The organism is Neobacillus drentensis (genome assembly GCF_021560175.1).
Classification (GTDB): Bacteria; Bacillota; Bacilli; order Bacillales; family Cytobacillaceae; genus Neobacillus; species Neobacillus drentensis_A.
This window is the reverse complement of record NZ_CP091110.1, coordinates 2674713-2693831: the sequence shown is the minus strand read 5'-3', so window position 1 is coordinate 2693831 and position 19119 is coordinate 2674713. Positions and strand designations below refer to the sequence as shown.

The following is a 19119-nucleotide window of genomic DNA, read 5'->3' as shown; positions in this document are numbered from 1 at the left end:
AGAATCCCTGTTGACCTGAAATAAATAACATGTTCGTGGGTGATCATATGAAAATATCAATAGAAGAAATAAGTAAAGAACTGGGGGAAGAAATCCTTATTAGATGTCATGAGGTAGATGATGAAATATACGAAATCGTAAACAAGCTGAAAACGAAGGACCTCATTTTACTAGGATATCAACATGATCGAGTTCACCGTATTAAGCTTAGTGATGTCTATTATTTTGAGGCAGTGGACGGAAAGGTTTTCAGTTACTGCAAGGACAGCGTTTTTGAGGTGAAACAAAAGCTTTATGAGTTAGAGGAATTATGCAAAGAAAAGAACTGTTTTCGTGCATCGAAATCAACTATTTTGAACATCGGTAAAATTTCCTCGATTTATCCATCCATAAGCGGCCGATTTGAAGCGGTGCTTGATAACGGGGAACGTGCTGTCGTATCAAGGCAGTATGTACCTGTTCTTAAAGATAGGCTTGGATTGTAATGGGAGGGATACATATGACGCTTACTATATTTTTACAAAAGATTATCAAGGATTTCCTGATCATCTTCGCATCCATCATCATTATTATTACGATTTTGCGGCAAATTTATTATCCCCATATGTCCTTTGAGTTGAAGTCCATTTACATTATAATGGCATTTTCATTTATTAGTGCATTAATTGGATTTATCTTATATTCACCTAAGGATTTAAGTGAGCAGAAAATGCGGTTAAGAATTATCATTCATTTTATCACGTTGGAGATTCTATTGATTGCCCTGGCCAGCGTATTTACAATTGTGAATAATGCATTAGATGGAATCATTTTAGCCCTGCAAATTGCTGTCATTTATTTCCTTGTTCGTTTGCTTTCATGGAAAAATGACAAAAAAGACGCCGAAAAAATTAACGAAAAACTAAAAGCCTTAAAACAAGACGTTTAGGAGTAGTCCATAAAATCTACCATCAGCAGGTGCCTGACACCATTAATTAAGCGGTAAGCTTTAGAGCTTACCGCTTTTTTTGCATCTTATTTGCCCGTGGGAGCAACTTACTGTTTTTCTATATACTTCCTTTTCGCCATTTATTATGATGAACACATAAAAAATCATTTGAATGAAAAGGAGTATCTGTTATGGGAACTTTAATTTTATTGATTGCTTTGATATTCGAGATTGCCTTTGCAATCTACTGTGTGGTAACGAAACAAAACCATAAAAAAATAATAAATTGGATTCGAATTGCCCTATTTTTCACCTTTGTGATTCTCACACTTTCTTCGGTAATTGTGTGGAGCTTCCGCTGGATCCTGCTTGCTATCCTACTTTTCATCTTAGCGGTAAAAGGAACCGTTTCACTTGTCCGTAACAAAAGGAATACAAAAAAATACAAAACTTCTTCTATTGTGTGGAAATCCATGATGATGATCGTAGCATTCTTATTTGCCCTTGCACCAGCCATTGTTTTTCCACAGCATAAATCACCAAAAGTGACAGGTAAGTATGCAGTCGCAACCGCCACTTACACCTATGTGGATCAAAATCGTATCGAGGAATTTACCGACAAGGGAGACAATCGATTGGTTAATGTGGAATTTTGGTATCCCGAGAATGGAGATGGAACATACCCGCTATTGGTATTCTCACATGGTGCATACGGAATTAAGGCAAGCAATACCTCTACCTATACTGAGCTTGCAAGCCACGGTTATGTAGTCGTTTCAATCGACCATCCATATCATTCTTTTTTTACTCGTTCAAAGGATGGAACGGTTGCAACCATTAATGCAGAGTATAACCGGGAGGTCAGCAATCTCAATAAAGATGGTATTTACACAAATGAAGAACTCTATGGACTCATACAAAAATGGATGAAGCTACGAACAGATGATATGAATTTTGTCATTGATACGATCCTTAAGAAAGCCAAAAATGACCCTGATCCGATTTATCAAAAGATCAATACAGAGAAAATTGGTGTCTTCGGGCACTCAATGGGCGGCGCAGCAAGTGTTTGGCTTGGCAGACAACGTGATGATATTGGTGCAGTTGTAAATATTGATGCCCCGTTCTTTAGTGAGCTGGTTTATAAGAAAGGCAATGATGCTTTTGTTGCAAGCAGTGAAGCCTACACCACCCCGCTTCTTAATCTTTATTCTGACGATGTTTGGGGACAGCTCGACAGCACGCCCATTTATGCAGCGAACAAAGCCAATAATGAACAATTTAAAGAAGCATATACTAGTCATTTTAAAGGGGCAAAACATTTAAGCTTGACCGATTTACCACTATTCTCTCCATTACTTGCCGATCAACTGCAAGGCGGAAAAGCCGACATTGATCCATATTACTGTATTGAAACTGAAAATAAACTAATCCTTAAATTTTTTGACTATGAATTAAAGGGCATTGGCCATTTTACTCCTGAAAAGACATATTGATAGATGAAAACCGAAAATTACAGAATTAAATAAAATCGTACAATAGTAGAAAAAGGATCGTGGCAACGGTCCTCTTTCTACTGAATCATGCTGCTTTTAAAATTCACCAAGCTAAAATTTTTATGGAACTCACTTTCATTTATTGAAATCCTTACCGATAAATCCATTGTTCGTAAAACAAACTCTTTTACACCGATAAATTCAGATTCTGCAATCAGATAAAATTGTGTTCCTTTTTTCAGACCATTAAAATTTTTCTTTAGTTTATATACCTTCATGTTTTACCTGCTGTTTCACTAAGAAATTTGGTTTAACTTCACTAGGACAGATTTAATTGCCACGATATTCCGAACCGATCATTTAACCAGCCAAACCTCTTGCTAAAACCATAAGCCCCAATTGGCATAAGAGCTTGTCCACCATCTATAAGTGTTTGATAAAGGTTATTAATTTCCTCTTCCGAATCGCAAGTGATATAGATAGAGAAGGAAGGAGTAAAGGAAAATTGATGTTTAACATTACTGTCAATGCACATAAATTCCTGCCCTTTTAAGGAAAAAGCTGCCTTCATCACAGTTCCTTCATCCCCACTCTCATTGGCTCCATATCGAACGATGCTTGTAATATGCGAATCTTCGATTATTGACGTATAAAAATTCATTGCTTCTTCTGCATTTCCCTCTTGAAACATTAGAAATGGTGTAACCTTTCCCATTGTATTCGTCTCCTTTAACTAGTTAATCAGATCCTCGTTTGTCTTCTGCCCTTTAATAGGATCATTAGTGGGCAATCCAAGTTCAATTTCCTTTAATTATAGATTTCCCATAAGAATAATTCAATCCGCCATCTATTCTTCGTTGATATGCCACAAAAAGAAATCAGAAAAAAAGGGATGTTAGCACCCTCTTTTTAAATTCTGCTGCTGCTTGTGCCCCTTCCCAGTTAACAACTTCAGAAATGGACCTGACATTCATTCGTGAGGAGATTTTTCTTAAGAGGTTTATGATGGACAAAAAGAGGCTAGTTAAATAGAGACCTAATTAAAAATTCTAGGGGGGTTGGTATGTGGATTAAGAGACCTTTTTTTAAATATGCAACAGGAACCCTGTTAATTTTATTAATCATTTTCTTATTTGGCAAAATTGATTACTTTGTATGGCCTTTTCAAAAATTAATTGCGACGATATTTTTTCCGATCCTCATTTCCGGAATCATTTATTATATCATGAGGCCATTTGTAACCTTTTTTTCCAAATATCTCAGCAAAAATATAAGTATATTGATTGTTTATCTCCTATTCAGCGGGGCGGGATATCTTTTTATTCATTTTACTGGTACTCCTATTGCACAACAAGTCCAGCAGCTTTCGGAGCAATTTCCAAATAAGTTTGATAAGATCTCGAATGTCTCCCATAATATGGTTAAGCATAATAGCTTGGGAAACAGTTCGTTAAGAATGCTTGAAAAAAAAGCAAGTTCCCTCTCAAACTCCTTTTTACTGCATGCCGAACAAAATATCACGAGTATCCTATCCATTGTCACTAGTATTGCAACTGTGCTTGCAGTGGTTCCCTTTATCGTTTTTTATTTTTTACGGGATGGCGAGAAATTGAGGCCCGCTCTCTTAAAAAATCTTCCCGTTGAACACGTGGAAGAAGGAAATTTGATTCTGGTTGATATCGATAAGACTTTATCCGCGTATATCATCGGCCAATGCATCATCGCGTTATCGGATGGAATCATGATGTATATTGGTTTTTGCATGATTGGTCTGAACAATAGTCTAGTGCTTGCCATTTTCGCCATGTGTATGACGATTGTACCCTTTATTGGGCCTGTGATTGGAATGGTCCCGGCCATCATTGTCGCACTTTTACAAGGTCCGTTTATGGTCTTGAAAGTCGTATTTGTTGTAATTGTTGCGCAGCAAATAGATGGAAATTTTGTTACACCAAGAGTTATGGGAAAAAAGCTGAACCTTCACCCGTTAACAGTCATTTTCATTTTGTTAATTTCAGGGGCTATTTATGGATTTGTAGGAATTATTATTGCCATCCCACTCTATTCTGTAGTTAAAGTAACCCTTAAAAATGTCATTCGTTTTTATAAACTGAGAAAAATTGAGAATAGGTAGCCAAAATAAAACAGAGTTTCACGGACAGTGATGGTCTGTTTTATTTTGATCATTTTTGTCCTTAACGAGGGTAGAGAGATAAACTATATAACTTCTTCAATTATGGATTCTCCCTCACTTTGGTCAGTATCTGTCCATTTCCACTTCTCATGTAATCTAATTCTTCCATCTGGCAGTGTTTCTGGAGTAGAGTAACATTGACCGCCTCTTATTTCATTTCTGACGTTCACATGGTTATACCTAAACTGTAAACTTCCATCCTCCTTTACTATACCAATTAGTGTCCCTTTTACAATTTCTCCTCCACTATAGGTGGCTGTCAGGATGTTCTCTTCTTGGTTGTATTCAAAAATCGTGTTTGAAGAAACTTCTCCGTTTGCAGTGTTTTCAACTGAAACAAATTTTCGTCGATTATAATTAATCAATCTTTCGTCCTCCAATCGTTGGCTCCTAGTCATCAACCGCTTTTTTGGTACCTTTACTGGTATAAGGTTTTGCACTCTTTGCTTTGTTTGCGCTAGCTTGCCAACGATTCCAACCCTTCTTGCCTGTTCCTCTTCCCGTTCCACCTTTTCCTTTAGCTTTACTCATATTATCGCCTCCTTATCATTTGGTCGAGTTACCTATCTAGTTTAAGTCATCATTTGACTCTGTTATTAAAAAGCTTATTTAGACCTTAAGTGAATGGGGCACTTCCAGCAATTCATAATTCTGCCCTCATAAACATTCCAATTGTTTCGAATTTTATAAAAGGTTACCCTCACTGAATCATTTCTGTGGTAAATAAATTAGAAGGAGGTTTCCCATGCAAACAAACGAGCTTGATTTTCCCAAAGAATGGGTTGAACTGGTAAAAGAAGCTATGAAATCAGGCATAAAAAAAGAAGACTTTAGAAAGTTTTTAATAAAAGAGAAAGACAAAAGGGAAAACAAAGGTTTGACTTATTAAAGTAGATGGAATCGAAATACTGTTTGAACTCGAATGGTTTAACAATAGATAAAATTAAGCCTTTATAAACGAAAAAGTAAAATTTTTTGTTTTAAAGGCTTATTTATTTTTAATTCGTGATTCATTAAAACCCTGGACAATGAAAAGCTACTTTTTATTGTTTTTTTTCAATTCAATTGTAATCTCATTAATGCGTTTTTCTACTTCATAAAGGTTCTTCTGCATCCGATCCCGCCGACTGGTCAAGACCTGTAATTCCTGTTTTAATTCCTCTATTTTGCTCATAATTTCCCCTCCGTTTGACGATAAATCAGTAATATGCTTGCAAAGAAACATTTTTAGACAGGTTTCTCTGCTTTCTATTATTCTTATCATAATCATTAAAAATTCATTATATCAAATTGATTATTTAATTTGTTAAAAACTTGTTCACATGTGCAGAATTGTTAAAAATATCCCTTTGCTAATTTACTTTTAGATAGCACTTGTCCATTCCATTTGTTTCTAAATGCATATATTATCAATACCACCAAGCATTAAATACCTCCAAATGAGGCGTTTGCATTGATTGCAGACGCTTTTTTTATTTTTTTAAAAATGGTATAAGAAAATCGTTGATTTCTAATTAACATTATGACGCTTGTCCAATCATCCTTTATTTTAAGAAATATATATATATAGAAGATAATACTTCAAAAAAATCAACTAGGTGGTGAAGTAATATGTGGGGATCTTATGGCTACGGTGGCGGCTATGGTGGCGGCTATGGCGGCAGCAGCTTTGTATTAATCGTTGTTTTGTTCATTCTGTTAATCATCGTTCTGAGCGCTTGGGTTTAATATAACCACCGTTTGTTTTGGTCTGAATCATTTCCTATTTTAGCAAGGAATGGAGGTGTTTTACATGGATGGATTAAGAAATAGTTTTGCTTTAATCGTCGTATTGTTTATTCTCCTTATCATTGTTGGATCTTCTTTTATGAGAGGTTATTAATTTGTACAGAAACAATTTGAGTTTGATAGAAAAAGCCGTTTCTATTAAAGCTAATGGTTTTAACATGGATTCAAGGAGCCTTCGGGCTCTTTTTTTATAAGCAAGGTGTTTTATTAGGAAGAAAAATATAAACTAATCTGTTATGTTATATCTATACGTTTATTTTAAAACAATTTTTACAGTAAAAAGGGGGCTAACATTGAAGAAGATAGTTATTGTACCGATCTTGTTTATTTTTTTATTATTAACTGCTTGTGGTGCAGCCAGGGTCCCTATGCACACAAATCAAAAACAAATGATGAATATGAAGCCAGTTAACGGTGAAGAAACACGCTCAGAGTGGTCTCTACCCGATGGTATTAGCGCTAATAAGCCCGTGACTATCTCTATCCTTATCAAGGATAAACACAATAAGCCGATAAAAGAATTTGAAACTGTTAGCACTAAAAAAATGCACCTAGTAGTGGTCAGCAAAGACCTTTCTTACTTTGCCCACATTCACCCCACATTTAAGGGCAATGGCCGTTTCGAGATTACAACTAAATTTCCTGCAAGCGGCGACTATAAACTCATTGCAGAAATGACACCTGTTGGGGCCAGTGATTACAGTATTGAAAATCAGTGGTTAACGGTACAAGGAACTAAACCACTACCAAAACCGATTGAACCTCAAAAAGAACGAACAAAAGTGATTGATGGAACAAAAGTAACCCTTACTTTTGATGAGAAACTAGCAGCAAAGAAAAATATCGATATGAACTTCACTTTAGCTGATGCTGCTACGAATAAACCTATTAAGAACTTACAGCCCTACCTAGGTACAGTTGGTCATGCAGTCGCAATTGATAAGAATGTTAATCAGTTCATGCATATTCACCCATTGTATCCGAAAGGAACAGGTCCCAAGGTTGTTTTTATGACCTATTTCCCCACCAAGGGCGTTTACAAAGTCTGGGGCCAATTTAATGTCAATGGACATATATTGACTGTTCCATTTGTACTTAATGTTGAATAGACATGAAAAAACCTGTTCAATCTATGAACAGGTTTTTTTCCATCTTCTTTTCTCCTCTGTATTCTTCTTTATTTTATTGACTGCCTACTCTCACTTTGAAGTCAGTATCAATCGTTTCTAGATCTTTGGTCAGAACATGGACATGTACGTTCCAACGACCAGCCATATTGAAATTCATTCCCTGTCCTTTATATTTGCCATCTTTGACTTTTGTTAAGGTCTTAGTATCGTCACCCATATCCATTTCTAGCGATGTAAACGTAAGGGTAACTTGCTCAATCCCCTTCATAGGCTGACCTTTTTTGTTTTTCAATGATAAGACGAAATCATTTTCCCCTATAACATTAGGAGTCGCCTCAAAAGTAATGCTACTTCCCTGCTTATCTTTATTTGTTTCCTTAAACGGACCTGGAGATGCCATAGCAGTGGGCAAATTGGTTAATAAAACTGAAAGGATTAAAATAGATATTCCTAATAATAATTCTCCCCATAAAGATGAGGTCAATCCTGTTTCTCTGTTTCGTTTCCCTTTAACAAAATTAACTGCAGCAAAAACCATCATGATCATCAAAAGAAAAATCTTACCTAACAACACACGTCCGTAATCAGTAAATAAAAGACTCCTAAGATTAGGAACAAAGGAAATACTGCTACAAAACCCCGTAATGGTTAACAAGAGGACGAATAAGATTCCCCATTTAGAAAATCTATGGATTGTGTCAAAATACAGTGTCTTTGTATCCGTCTTTCTACTTAAAGGAATCAAAGCTACTAGAGTAACTATACTCCCTATCCAAATCGAAGCAGAAAGTAAATGGATAAAATCTAAAGGAATGGTTAGATAAACATTTGTAGATGAAGTAGCATGACTCGTAAATGTTTTTGATAGTATCAAGCCTATGCCAAGAACAAAGGAAATCCATATCCATAACGGTTTGAAGTTTGTTTTATGTACGAAGTATGTAGCAACAAAAACGAAAAATAAGCAACAGATTTGAAGAATCCACATTTCTCCAAAAAGCGTGTTCTCGAGTATATCACTAAATACTTCGACGCTTAGAACCTTCCCCCAGCTCAAACCCGATTCAATCGTCGCCTGCAAAGGTAAACTCAAAATTATACTGAGAGCTAAAATCATGATTGAAAGTTTTGCCATTTTACTTAAAATAGTGAACACCCATGTATCATTTAATAATTCTTTACGAAGAACAAAAAGGCTAAAGAATAGTATTCCAAGGAAACACGCATTACTCATATATTGGAGCCAACGAATAATGATGAGATCAAATTTTGGGCTATAACCTTTTGATTCATGATCATTTGAACTATCTTGGGCACCTCCATTTCCTATTTGGAATGGAATAACCCCCTGTACGGGATGACCATCACTAGATACAACTCGCCATTGGATGCTGTAGGTTCCATTGGGGAGATTTTTATCTAAATTACATTCAATAATGGATGGATTTTCAGCATTAACCCCTCCATTTTTCTGGTCCACTCGCTTACCTGATGAATCAAACACTTCTATAGAATGAAAAGACGTCTGGATTTTCTCATCAAACTCAATAGATACCTTTTTTGGTGCTTCTTGTATGATTTCGTTTTCGTATGGGGTAGATTTAAGTATGTACGCATGAGCTGAAGCAAATGAAGGATAAAAAAAGAGAAAAAGGTATAATACTGTTATAATCAGGCTGCTGTATTTAAGCTGTTTCACCCTATCACTTCCTGCTTTTTGAAATGACCGCATATCAAACTCCTGTTCTTTATTAAAATTAGTTCAACAAATATACATTAGGATAATTTTTCAATTTAAACAAGTTACACATGTTTATTTTGGGTAAAAGTTTAATTAATTCGCTTTTGTTTCCCAAAAATGAAGTTCAAATTATGTATTATTCTTAACGGTGCCTCCCCTCTTTACTGCTCACCCTTTAAGAAATAAAAAAGACCGCCGCAGCGATCCTGATAGAAGATTAAAAAATTATTTATTTAATGTTAATGTTAATTCAGAGAAATGAACAAGTTCTATTTCATGTTGACCTTTTGTTAGCTCAGCAATTTCACAATAACCAGAGGCAAATTGGTGAATGATCATGTATTCTTTGCCCTTATAAATAACTATTATCTTATCCAAAGAGCTCACATCCTTCGAGTTTCTACATCTATCATAGTGTAAATCCCCTCAAAGGTCTGTGTCTTTTTAGCGACAATTATTCAATTTACCATTATTTATCCTTAGAATCGTTACGGATTCATTTTTCATTTTTCCTCGAGCGCAGCATGGATTTGTTTATTTTCCTATTTAAATGGCAATAGTATAGTATTAGCATATACATGACAGGAGGAACCTCTCATTCACTCATCTCAAGGGATGCATAAATCTTTTTGGGAATACCATAAAGCTTATGATCACAGAATGTTTGTATGGAAGCATGAAGTACTATTTACTTGGGAATGGTGGTTGGGTATTATACTTACATTCATTCCGTGGATTGTATGGATTGTTTTTAGAGAAAAGAAGAGCACCAGTCGTTTACTTTATGCGGGTACCTTTGTTGCTCTTATTTCTTTAACATTGGACAATGTAGGAGTTCAATTATCGGCATGGAATTACCTGAAACCTGTTACACCTATTATTCCTTCCTATATTCCGTTTGATTTTTCCTTAATGCCCATAACTGTAATGTTTCTAATACAATGGTTTTATAATAAAAATCCATGGATTATTGGTTTCATTTTTGGAAGCATTACTGCTTTTATCGGTGAACCTATTTTTAAATGGCTTGGCTTGTATGATCCTGCAAATTGGAAATTTGGGTACTCTGTTCCCTTTTATGCATCTATCTATTTTGTAGCTTATAAAACCGCCATGAGTAAAAAATTCAGTGAATTACGGGCATCCGAGTGATGCCTTTTTTGTGTTTGATTTACTAATGTATAAAAAACATACTAACATTAGTAGCACAGACCGAGGCCATGGTTTGTGCTACTATTTTTTTATAGTAGAAGTGAAGGAAGGTCGAGACACCTCTTGGATCCTAGAATCCGTATTAAAAAACCGACTGCCTTCACACCCTTATTTGAATCAGTTTAGTATGTTGGATCCTCGAGATCGTGTAAAAGAAAATGGAATCGATAAGGCACTGTGAAGACTTCTATGTTTTGGTCAATGAGGAGAAATGAATTTGAAACATGTATTTGCATTTGATGTTAGTATGGGGAAAAGTACAATGGTAGTCTATAATGGCTATCAAAAATGTGAGCTTGAAGTTGAAATTCAACACAACAAATCATCGTTTAAAGCATTAAAAGGAAAGATTGTTGAAATCACTAAACAAGATGGAGAAGCTCCCGAAATTGTATTTGAAGCATCAGGAGTGTATTCTACACCGTTAGAACACTTCTTTCAAACAGAAGGTTATGCCTATCATCGTCTTAGTCCAATTGAAGCGAAACTTCAAACGGCCTCAATGCGTCGCCATAAGACCGATCAAAGTGATGCCCACTAGCTTGCTAAATCCATTTTCGAGTAGAACGGGAAAAGACATTTCAAGAAGAACACTATTATAAACAAATGCGTGCACTTACACGTTATTATGATGAATTAGATCGGGAAATCTCACACATCTTCAATCGAATGCACGCCATTTTACAGCTAAGCTTCCCTGAATTAGAAGGTCTTTTTTCTACGCGTTCTGCACTCTTCTTAAATATCGTTCAACTTTATCCTCATCCAGATGAAGTATTAGCTCATTCTAAAACGGTAGTACGGAATCGGTTAAAAGCAAACACTCGAAAGAATTTATCACTTGCGCGTGCAGAAACGAAAGGTTTGGCTTTACTTGAAGCTGCTAGGGATTCCTATCCAGCTATTTCAAAAGAAGATGTTCGATGTGAACAAGTACGGGATTATGCCAAACGAATCGCAGATTTAAAAGAGAAAAAAGAACAGCTTATTAAGCAAATGGTTGACCTTTCAAAAGAACGAAACGAATAACAGGTGCTAATGTCCTTCCAAGGAATTGGTGAATCTACAGCTGTACGACTAATTGGAGAAATTGGTGATATAAGACGCTTTCAGAATCATAAACAATTAAATGCGTATGTTGGTATTGATATTATGCGTTATCAATCTGGTAATACATTTTATAAAGATAAAATTAATAAACGTGGGAATAACAAACTTCGAAAAATTTTATATTTTATGATTCAAACTATGATTACTCTCCGTAAAAAAACGAATAATCATATTGTGGAATATTATGATAAATTAAAAACGCAACCTCAAGGGAAACCCCACAAAGTTGCGTCGATTGCTTGTGTGAATAAGTTCCTGAAAGTCGCATTTCACCTTATTACACACAATATCACCTATGATTACGAAACAGCGTTAATCTGTCCGTAAATAGTACTTTAACTATACCATACTTGACCTTGCGAAAAAAAGAAGCTTCGTTAGGTCTCCTTGGCATACGCAATTTTATTTTGAGGGGGAGGTGTCCCCCCTTTTAAAATAAACATTATTAAAAATGCTTGACTATAGGTAAGAAAGAAGGTGTCCCTAAAAGTTAAACTTTTGGGAAACCTTCTTTTTTAACAAACACGTTAGTGAAATTCCGAAAAAGGATCTACGCTTTCATCATTTTGCTCTATTTGATTAATTTTTTCACGAATGTATTTATTGGAATATACCAATAATATAAGCATTATACCTAAACAACCGCTAATAATTAATAAGAAATACTGAAACCAAACACCGAAATCTAGGATTTCCATTAAACTTCCTCCTTTTCATTTTAACTTCAGGTTGTTTGCAGTTTTTTTAAATGTGCCTTTTACTCCGTTCTACCCATGACTTTTAGAGAATTGCTTAAAGGTAGTTCATTTTGTTAAAGTATATACCCTAATACTTTTAAATGAATCATTTAAATTAACTCTTTGATCGATAAAAAACAGTCAAAAAGCGGTTTCCCCTTCCGATTTATTGTTAAATATTTAATGTTTCCCCTTCCTAATTTGACTGATATAATTGTGCTTATGATCTATTTAGGAGGATTCCGCCATGACTACATTTGAAAAATTAAAGCCAATAATTGCAGACCAACTGGGTGTCAAAATGGAGAATATCAGACCAGAAGCATCATTCAAAGATGACTTCGAAGCTGATTCACTTGATATGGTGAACCTGACGATGGAAATTGAAGATGAATTTGCGATTGAAATTAGTGACAAAGTCGCCGCAAAGCTTCAAACCGTCGGTGATGTCGTAAACTATATTCAAAACCGTTAACACAAAAAGAGCATCGAAATGGATGCTCTTTTTGTATTCTATAAAGTATAGCCTTTATTTTCTCATCGCTTAACTTATACAAATAACTTGATTAAATCATCTTTTGCGGTAACTTTTCCTTCATTGGCTGGCAGCACATCTAAATATTGATTCGTATTGGTGATGACAACAGGTGTTTTTACATCATAGCCTGCCGCCTTAATGTTTTCTATATCAAATTCAATCAGCAAGTCACCACGCTTTACTTCATCCCATTGTTTTACATGTGCAGTAAAAAATTTACCCTTTAAGTTAATGGTATTCACTCCCACGATAATTAAGATTTCTGCTCCACCTTCCGAGGTAATCCCAATCGCATGCTCGGTTGGAAATAAAGTCGTAACGACTCCATCAACAGGTGCTACCACTTCACCCTTTGTTGGTTCAATCGCAATCCCTTTTCCAACCGTCTCCGTAGAAAAAAGAGGATCTGAAATTTTGTTTAATGGAATAATTTCTCCACTTAATGGACTTCCAATGATTTCCCGCTGTACATTCGAGATTCCAAATTCTTTAACCGTTTTAGCAGCAACGGTATCGTTCTTTCCTTCATACCCCAAGACAAGTGTCAAAACTAGTGCAATCACTAAAGCTCCTAACGTACCAATCAAATATAATCCAATCGGTGTAAAAACTGGAATGGACAAGAAACTTGGCAGTGCAAATCCAGTCCCTTTTACCCCAAATGCCCCGTTTATCGCTCCGCCAATTGCCCCTGCTATGGCAACAATCAACATGGTTCGTTTGTAGCGTACTAATAGACCGTAGGTGATGATTTCTGTTGTACCTGCTAAGGCACCTGGAATAAGCCCCGATCCAGCAAGTGTTTTCAAGTCTTTATCTCGAGTCTTGAAGAAAACCCCAAGAGCCATCCCCATTTGAGCGAATGGAGCTGCAGCTACCATCGGGCTAAGTGGATCTAAACCTTTCGATGCAAGGTTGGCAAGAAATATAGGAATAACCGCCCAGTGAAGGCCTAATATCGTCAGAAAGGACCATGCAGCACCCATCACCGCACCTGTTAAAAGACCGCTTCTTGCACTTAAAAATTGAATTAGAATTGCCAATGCCTCACCAACATATGTACCAAATGGACCAAAAATAAGAACAGTCAAGGGAACAATTACAATTAATGAAACAAGTGGATTAACGAACATTTGCAAGTCTTTATAGATAACCCTTTTAAGAAGCTGATTTAATAAGGAATAAATAGAAACAGCAATCAAAATCGGAAAAACGGTGGAGGCGTAGTTCGCCAATATCACTGGAACTCCTAAGAACTCCACGTTTTGGGCCTTTGCTGCTACCAAATCTGTATAATGCGGCTCTAAAAGTGCGGCGCCAATCGCACCGCCGACAAAGCCATTCGCTCCTAGCTTTGTCGCTAATGTAATCCCTAAAAAAACCGGAAAAAAGTAAAAAATAGCATGCCCAGCTGCAGAAAAGATCGCATAGGTACCACTCTCATGAGATAACCATCCTAATGAGATCAAAATCGATAATAGAGCCGTAATAAGTCCAGATCCAGCAAGCACGCCTAAAATAGGTGCAAAACTTCCACTGACTGTTCCTAAAATTTTATTCATCACGGTTTCTTTTTTTTCCACTGTACCCTCACTTGTATTAATCGCATTCATGTTGTATTCTCCTTGATCGTAGTTTTACGGTTGAGTATTTAGATAATAATACCTTCTTGAATAAACCTCCTAATTATTTTTAGCCATAAAGGACACAACCATTCTCAAATCTCATTCATAAATTTTTATCTTCCTTAAACATAAGAAAGGAGATACCGAAGTATCTCCTCAGACTGTCGACAAATCCGAAAAAATTAAGGGTTTGTAGGCAGTCTTTTTTGTATAATTGGGATATAGATAATTTTTTTGAGGTGGATAAGATGTTAAGTAAGAATACACAGATAAATCGTGACCAATTAGAAATGATAGCTTTAGAACAACTTGTGCCGGCCAACCATTTAGTACGCAAGTTAGAAGCTTCTATTGATTTTTCATTTATCTATCCCCTGGTTCAAGAAATGTATTCTACTGAAAGAGGACGCCCAAGCATTGATCCTGTGATATTAATTAAGATGGCATTCATCCAATACACCTTCGGTATTCGATCTATGCGAAGAACTATTGAAGAAATCGAAACAAATTTGGCTTATCGTTGGTTCTTAGGCTTTGGATTTTATGATAAAGTGCCTCACTTCTCTACCTTCGGTAAAAATTACGAACGACGTTTTAAAGATACAGATTTATTTGAACAGATCTTCTATCGTATTTTGAAGGAAGCCTCTGATAAGAAATTGATTAGTAGCGAGCATGTATTTATAGATTCAACCCATGTAAAAGCAAGTGCAAATAAACATAAATTCGAGAAGAAATTAGTTAGAAAAGAAACGAAAGCATACGAAGCAAGACTACAAGAAGAGATTAATAAAGACCGTGAAGAACATGATAAAAAGCCATTTCCACCAGATAAGTTTGAGAAAGAGGAATTTAAGGAAATAAAAAAAAGTACTACTGACCCTGAGAGTGGTTATTACGTAAAAGACGAGCGTACGAAACAGTTCGCATACTCATTCCATGCGGCCGCTGATCGAAATGGTTTTGTATTAGGGGCAATTGTAACTCCTGGGAATGTCCATGATAGTGTCATTTTCGAACCACTATTGGAAAAGGTAATCGAGAAACAAGGAAAACCTTCTGCTGTTGCTGCTGATGCTGGATATAAAACACCTGCTATTGCCCAATACATATTTGAAAATGATATGACACCTGCTTTACCTTATACTCGCCCTCGTACGAAAGAGGGGTACATGAAAAAATATGAATATGTTTATGATGAATACTACGATTGTTATATCTGTCCGCAAGGACAAGTATTGAAGTATGCAACTACGACGAAGGAAGGCTACCGTCAATACTTCTCTAATCCGATTGAATGTGAAAAATGTCCCTTACTTTCAAAATGCACGCAGAGTAAGGAACATAAAAAACTCATTCAGCGTCATGTCTGGGAACACCATATAGAAGAAGCCGAATATCTTCGTTCGACACAAGAGAATAAAAGCATTTACGCAAAACGCAAAGAAACCATTGAACGTGTTTTTGCAGATGCCAAGGAAAAGCATGGTATGCGTTGGACAACCTTAAGAGGCCTAAAAAAATTGTCCATGCAAGCGATGCTTACTTTTGCTGCCATGAATTTAAAAAAGATGGCCAATTGGACTTGGATAAGTCCAGAAATGGCGTAGCAATAAGCATAGGATAGGCCTAACTTTTGCTCTTACGAGCAAAAAAACAACAAAAAGACACCCAGATTGGCACATCCGGATGCCTTTTGTCTACAATCTGAGGAGATACCGAAGTATCTCCTTTAATAAAATATAAGAATTATTGGTAAGATGGTTCTACTGCCCTTTTATTTCTCAACTCGTTGTTCACATACTTTCTGCTCTTATACAAAAATGAAGTTAATTCTGTCTCAGTTAATTCCTTTTCACTTTCATCACAATAATCTAACCCTTTACCATGAATGGTCCATTTCTCTTCGTCTGGATAAAACATTAATGTCCAATCCCCATTTCGGGTATGATCTTGGAATATAAAATAATGTTTGTTCCCCTGTTGATCAAATTCTGCGAGGTCTAAGAAGTTATTTAGAAAATACGCAATATCTTTCTTGGATACTATCAATTTCATATTTCCCTCTACCTACCTTTTCTTTTTCTATTTATTTTAACATAATCTGCTAAAAGTCTGATAGAGGGATGTTTCTCTCTTTTGGATTTCTAACTGAGGATTGTAAAGCTAGCATCAGTGTTAGCAGCCAAAACTACCCTTCTGCAGGGTTATTGGTCATGCAAATAGTCGGACATCTATCAAACAAAATTACCTATTCTTTTATGAAGTATAGACATTTAGTATTCATCCAAATACTCTCTGTTAATGTAAAGTGAATGTCTTTTCCGTTCCTTCAACAGCAAAACCCATTTTTTTATATTTATAAGTTGGTAACAAAGGAATTAACCTACCAATGACTTATCGATTTATTCCTGATATATTATCTAATGTCGCTTCAAGAACAATTTAAAAAGATGAAATGGTGAGTAGTCGCGGTTCCCTTATGGGAGCTGAGGAAAGTCCAGGCTCGCACAGTGCTGAGATGCCTGTAGTGTTCGTGCCATTCGTAAGGGTGGGCAGTCGATCTAAACGATACGACTGACGGCGGTGAAATCAGGCTAAGTCCTTAGCGATATGCTGAGAGTAACCTGAAAGTGCCACAGTGACGTAGCTTTTCTGGAAACGGAAAAGGTGGAACGGGTAAACCCCACGAGCGAGCAACCCAAATTTAGGTAGGGGCATCATCCTGCGGGAATTGGAACCAAAGGGATGAATCGGCCATTGGTCGATAGTTACATGACTACTACTTCCTGTACGAGGCTTGCTGCCGTTTGTAGTACGGAAGTACAGAACCTGGCTTACAGCCATTTCATGAGCTAATTTAATCGTTTATTTGGAGCACTAAATTATAGAGGGGCTATTGGTTAGTTCACGCTTTATATCCTGCCCCAACTACATACTGATTTATTTTTTTAAAAGTATTTGAAAACGCTTAATTCCCCATTTTATTTATAGCCGTTCTGAATGACCGCAAAAAGACTTATAACGGATGATGAAAGTCATCCTGTCCATTTGTTAAGAGATTTGCCAGGATAGCAGAGTTTTCTTGATCTGCATCATATTGTAACACATCGTCATATTCAAAAAGTTGGAACGTATCTGGAAAGGTATCCCTCATATTCTGAACAAAAGCCTCCACATTTTCTTCACCATTTCTGCGGAATTCCATCATAATTGACCTGAATTTATGAGGCGGAATATCACAATTAATATGATAGGATTTTGTAAATCCTATTTCTTTTGAGCTGTACAGATTATATGTAAAAGACATGATCGTCACCATCCTTCCATTATCTTTGTTAATTTCTCCGTATTTAGAATTTTGGATATACAAGAGAATTGTCCATATTTTTTCTATACATCATCCACAGCTATTACATCAGCAATGAGCAGAGCCTCTTGCGAAAAAAGGCAAAACAGGTCTGCCGAATCACTTTGCAGTTGTGTGTTTCGGACTGTAAAGCCATCATATCGCTGTTTTAAAAGTTGTTTGCGAAATTTATCATTGGCTTCTTCTTTATTTAATAGAGTTGCTTGATCCTTCCAAGTAAGGTTCCCCTTCTTGGCCGCAAAATAATCACAATATGGGTCCCGCTCCCTCATAAACGATTCATAGGATTCATATTCCTTTAGGTTTGGCTCATCAATAAAGACTCTGTAGATAAAGCCGTAGACAGATTTGTCATATTGCACGACTTTTGGTTCCCCATCGTCCCAAAACTCAGTTTTTGATTTTTCGATAACCGTCTCGGTTCCAACAGCAAAAGGTTTCGCTGCTTTTATTTCCGACACAAACCAAAATCCAATTGTATCGATATCGTTTGGTAGTTGTGGGATGGTTGTTGTTTGTGTAAAGCGGTCAAATTTTACTATGGAACCATGATAAACGATCATAAGCAAACCCTCCTTTTTTAGATTGCCCATATTTTAAAGAATCATTTAAGGATGGATAAGAATCAATCAATGTTATGATACCCTGGGAAAATTAGGTCTTTTTTACAGAGAAAGTATAATGTTATTTTCTCAAACCGCATGTATAATGAATGTATCGTGCTAGACGGGGAGGTAGCGGTGCCCTGTACTCGCAATCCGCTCCAGCGGGGTTGAATTCCTTTTCAAGGTTAATTCGCTGTAGGGTCAGTCTTAAAAAAGTGATGTTGACGTCTTGGTCCTTCGCAATGGGAATCCATGAACTATGTCAGGTCCGGAAGGAAGCAGCATTAAGTGGAAGCTCTCATGTGCCGAAGGGTTGCCTGGGCTGAGTTATCTTTTTTTCGCAACGCTTATGGAGATTAATCGACAGAAGGTGCACGGTTACATATATAATTGAAAACTCATCCATTTGGATGAGTTTTTTTGGTTAACTAAGGTTAGTATTTGGATCTCCAGCTCGAATATCAACTTAAGCTAAAAGGTTTACTAACCCATTTTTATTTACTGGTTATGATTTTGTTGGGATTTTATCGCTAATTTTTCAAGTCCATTTTCTCGGTCAAATTCTACATCAGCTACTGGTGCGCCTTTTTTATTTTTTGAAAATCTGCTTTTTTTGTTTTTAGCCATTTTGACACCTCATAATGT

Annotated in this window: 24 protein-coding genes, 2 other RNA genes and 1 pseudogene; 14 read left to right on the top strand and 13 right to left on the bottom strand. The window is 36.3% G+C overall.

The genetic code is table 11. From position 1 onward, the window contains the following. Nucleotides 1-47 precede the first annotated feature (47 nt). The 3 genes from L1999_RS12475 (at nt 48) to L1999_RS12465 (ending at nt 2424) form a co-directional block, all read left to right on the top strand. The gene (locus L1999_RS12475; RefSeq protein WP_235743831.1) at nt 48-485 is read left to right on the top strand and encodes a LytTR family DNA-binding domain-containing protein; all 438 of its coding nucleotides are present in this window, start codon (nt 48-50) and stop codon (nt 483-485) included. A 14-nt stretch (nt 486-499) separates the two neighbouring features. Further along, the gene (locus L1999_RS12470; protein WP_235743830.1) at nt 500-928 is read left to right on the top strand and encodes a DUF3021 family protein; all 429 of its coding nucleotides are present in this window, start codon (nt 500-502) and stop codon (nt 926-928) included. 191 nt (nt 929-1119) lie between these two features. Then, the gene (locus tag L1999_RS12465; protein WP_235743829.1) at nt 1120-2424 is read left to right on the top strand and encodes an alpha/beta hydrolase family protein; all 1305 of its coding nucleotides are present in this window, start codon (nt 1120-1122) and stop codon (nt 2422-2424) included. A 77-nt stretch (nt 2425-2501) separates the two neighbouring features. Here L1999_RS12465 and L1999_RS12460 read toward each other — a convergent pair whose 3' ends face one another. After that, a complete protein-coding gene (locus L1999_RS12460; protein ID WP_235743828.1) occupies nt 2502-2702 on the bottom strand; it encodes a hypothetical protein in 201 nt (66 codons plus the stop codon). Between the two features lie 41 nt (nt 2703-2743). Continuing rightward, entirely contained in the window at nt 2744-3139 is a 396-nt protein-coding gene (locus tag L1999_RS12455; RefSeq protein WP_235743827.1) for a VOC family protein, read from the bottom strand. Between the two features lie 348 nt (nt 3140-3487). Here L1999_RS12455 and L1999_RS12450 point away from each other — a divergent pair, with 348 nt between their 5' ends. Next, on the top strand, nt 3488-4558 hold the full coding sequence (locus L1999_RS12450; RefSeq protein WP_235743826.1) for an AI-2E family transporter: 1071 nt from the start codon (nt 3488-3490) through the stop codon (nt 4556-4558). An 83-nt stretch (nt 4559-4641) separates the two neighbouring features. Here L1999_RS12450 and L1999_RS12445 read toward each other — a convergent pair whose 3' ends face one another. Together L1999_RS12445 and L1999_RS12440 are read right to left on the bottom strand one after the other, a co-directional pair. Further along, on the bottom strand, nt 4642-4983 hold the full coding sequence (locus L1999_RS12445; protein WP_235744332.1) for an avidin-fold protein: 342 nt from the start codon (nt 4981-4983) through the stop codon (nt 4642-4644). A 25-nt stretch (nt 4984-5008) separates the two neighbouring features. After that, nucleotides 5009-5149 (bottom strand): DUF3934 family protein, encoded by a 141-nt coding sequence (locus tag L1999_RS12440; protein WP_235743825.1) that lies wholly within the window; start codon nt 5147-5149, stop codon nt 5009-5011. 214 nt (nt 5150-5363) lie between these two features. On the opposite strand from L1999_RS12440, the gene L1999_RS12435 reads away from it, so the two are divergent. Further along, entirely contained in the window at nt 5364-5507 is a 144-nt protein-coding gene (locus L1999_RS12435) for an anti-repressor SinI family protein (RefSeq protein WP_235743824.1), read from the top strand. Between the two features lie 147 nt (nt 5508-5654). Here L1999_RS12435 and L1999_RS12430 read toward each other — a convergent pair whose 3' ends face one another. Beyond that, nucleotides 5655-5792, bottom strand: coding sequence for a hypothetical protein (locus L1999_RS12430; protein WP_215047526.1), 138 nt, complete (start codon nt 5790-5792; stop codon nt 5655-5657). Between the two features lie 437 nt (nt 5793-6229). Between L1999_RS12430 and L1999_RS12425 the strand changes: the two genes are divergently transcribed. The 3 genes from L1999_RS12425 (at nt 6230) to L1999_RS12415 (ending at nt 7515) form a co-directional block, all read left to right on the top strand. Continuing rightward, nucleotides 6230-6346, top strand: coding sequence for a YjcZ family sporulation protein (locus L1999_RS12425; protein WP_215047527.1), 117 nt, complete (start codon nt 6230-6232; stop codon nt 6344-6346). Nucleotides 6347-6410: 64 nt separating this feature from the next. After that, nucleotides 6411-6500, top strand: a complete 90-nt coding sequence (locus L1999_RS12420) for a YjcZ family sporulation protein (RefSeq protein ID WP_235743823.1) — start codon at nt 6411-6413, stop codon at nt 6498-6500. A gap of 199 nt (nt 6501-6699) precedes the next feature. After that, entirely contained in the window at nt 6700-7515 is an 816-nt protein-coding gene (locus L1999_RS12415) for a hypothetical protein (RefSeq protein ID WP_235743822.1), read from the top strand. A gap of 73 nt (nt 7516-7588) precedes the next feature. On the opposite strand, the gene L1999_RS12410 is transcribed toward L1999_RS12415, so the two are convergent. Both L1999_RS12410 and L1999_RS12405 read right to left on the bottom strand, forming a co-directional pair. Further along, nucleotides 7589-9268: a copper resistance CopC/CopD family protein gene (locus L1999_RS12410; RefSeq protein WP_235743821.1), complete on the bottom strand. Its 1680-nt coding sequence runs from the start codon at nt 9266-9268 to the stop codon at nt 7589-7591. A gap of 234 nt (nt 9269-9502) precedes the next feature. Next, nucleotides 9503-9655, bottom strand: a complete 153-nt coding sequence (locus L1999_RS12405; RefSeq protein ID WP_235743820.1) for a hypothetical protein — start codon at nt 9653-9655, stop codon at nt 9503-9505. Nucleotides 9656-9982: 327 nt separating this feature from the next. Here L1999_RS12405 and L1999_RS12400 point away from each other — a divergent pair, with 327 nt between their 5' ends. Both L1999_RS12400 and L1999_RS12395 read left to right on the top strand, forming a co-directional pair. Continuing rightward, nucleotides 9983-10429, top strand: coding sequence for a CBO0543 family protein (locus L1999_RS12400; protein ID WP_235743819.1), 447 nt, complete (start codon nt 9983-9985; stop codon nt 10427-10429). Nucleotides 10430-10706: 277 nt separating this feature from the next. Then, nucleotides 10707-11926, top strand: a pseudogene (locus L1999_RS12395) (IS110 family transposase). Nucleotides 11927-12126: 200 nt separating this feature from the next. Here L1999_RS12395 and L1999_RS12390 read toward each other — a convergent pair. Beyond that, nucleotides 12127-12297 carry a hypothetical protein gene (locus L1999_RS12390; protein ID WP_235743818.1) on the bottom strand — a complete coding sequence of 57 codons (171 nt, stop codon included), beginning with the start codon at nt 12295-12297 and terminating at the stop codon, nt 12127-12129. A 286-nt stretch (nt 12298-12583) separates the two neighbouring features. On the opposite strand from L1999_RS12390, the gene acpP reads away from it, so the two are divergent. Then, entirely contained in the window at nt 12584-12811 is a 228-nt protein-coding gene (acpP, locus tag L1999_RS12385) for an acyl carrier protein (protein ID WP_235743817.1), read from the top strand. 74 nt (nt 12812-12885) lie between these two features. On the opposite strand, the gene L1999_RS12380 is transcribed toward acpP, so the two are convergent. Then, the gene (locus L1999_RS12380) at nt 12886-14487 is read right to left on the bottom strand and encodes a glucose PTS transporter subunit IIA (RefSeq protein WP_235743816.1); all 1602 of its coding nucleotides are present in this window, start codon (nt 14485-14487) and stop codon (nt 12886-12888) included. A 260-nt stretch (nt 14488-14747) separates the two neighbouring features. On the opposite strand from L1999_RS12380, the gene L1999_RS12375 reads away from it, so the two are divergent. Beyond that, nucleotides 14748-16109, top strand: a complete 1362-nt coding sequence (locus tag L1999_RS12375) for an IS1182 family transposase (protein ID WP_235739642.1) — start codon at nt 14748-14750, stop codon at nt 16107-16109. A 139-nt stretch (nt 16110-16248) separates the two neighbouring features. Here L1999_RS12375 and L1999_RS12370 read toward each other — a convergent pair whose 3' ends face one another. Continuing rightward, nucleotides 16249-16557, bottom strand: coding sequence for a hypothetical protein (locus L1999_RS12370; RefSeq protein WP_235743815.1), 309 nt, complete (start codon nt 16555-16557; stop codon nt 16249-16251). A 399-nt stretch (nt 16558-16956) separates the two neighbouring features. Here L1999_RS12370 and rnpB point away from each other — a divergent pair. After that, nucleotides 16957-17344: RNase P RNA component class B (rnpB, locus tag L1999_RS12365), an RNA gene on the top strand. 174 nt (nt 17345-17518) lie between these two features. Here rnpB and L1999_RS12360 read toward each other — a convergent pair. Next, a complete protein-coding gene (locus tag L1999_RS12360; RefSeq protein ID WP_235743814.1) occupies nt 17519-17809 on the bottom strand; it encodes a hypothetical protein in 291 nt (96 codons plus the stop codon). Nucleotides 17810-17892: 83 nt separating this feature from the next. After that, nucleotides 17893-18432 (bottom strand): hypothetical protein, encoded by a 540-nt coding sequence (locus L1999_RS12355; protein WP_235743813.1) that lies wholly within the window; start codon nt 18430-18432, stop codon nt 17893-17895. A 154-nt stretch (nt 18433-18586) separates the two neighbouring features. On the opposite strand from L1999_RS12355, the gene ffs reads away from it, so the two are divergent. Continuing rightward, nucleotides 18587-18852: signal recognition particle sRNA large type (gene ffs / locus L1999_RS12350), an RNA gene on the top strand. Nucleotides 18853-18972: 120 nt separating this feature from the next. Here ffs and L1999_RS29590 read toward each other — a convergent pair. After that, on the bottom strand, nt 18973-19101 hold the full coding sequence (locus tag L1999_RS29590) for a hypothetical protein (RefSeq protein ID WP_275677591.1): 129 nt from the start codon (nt 19099-19101) through the stop codon (nt 18973-18975). Nucleotides 19102-19119: the final 18 nt, after the last annotated feature.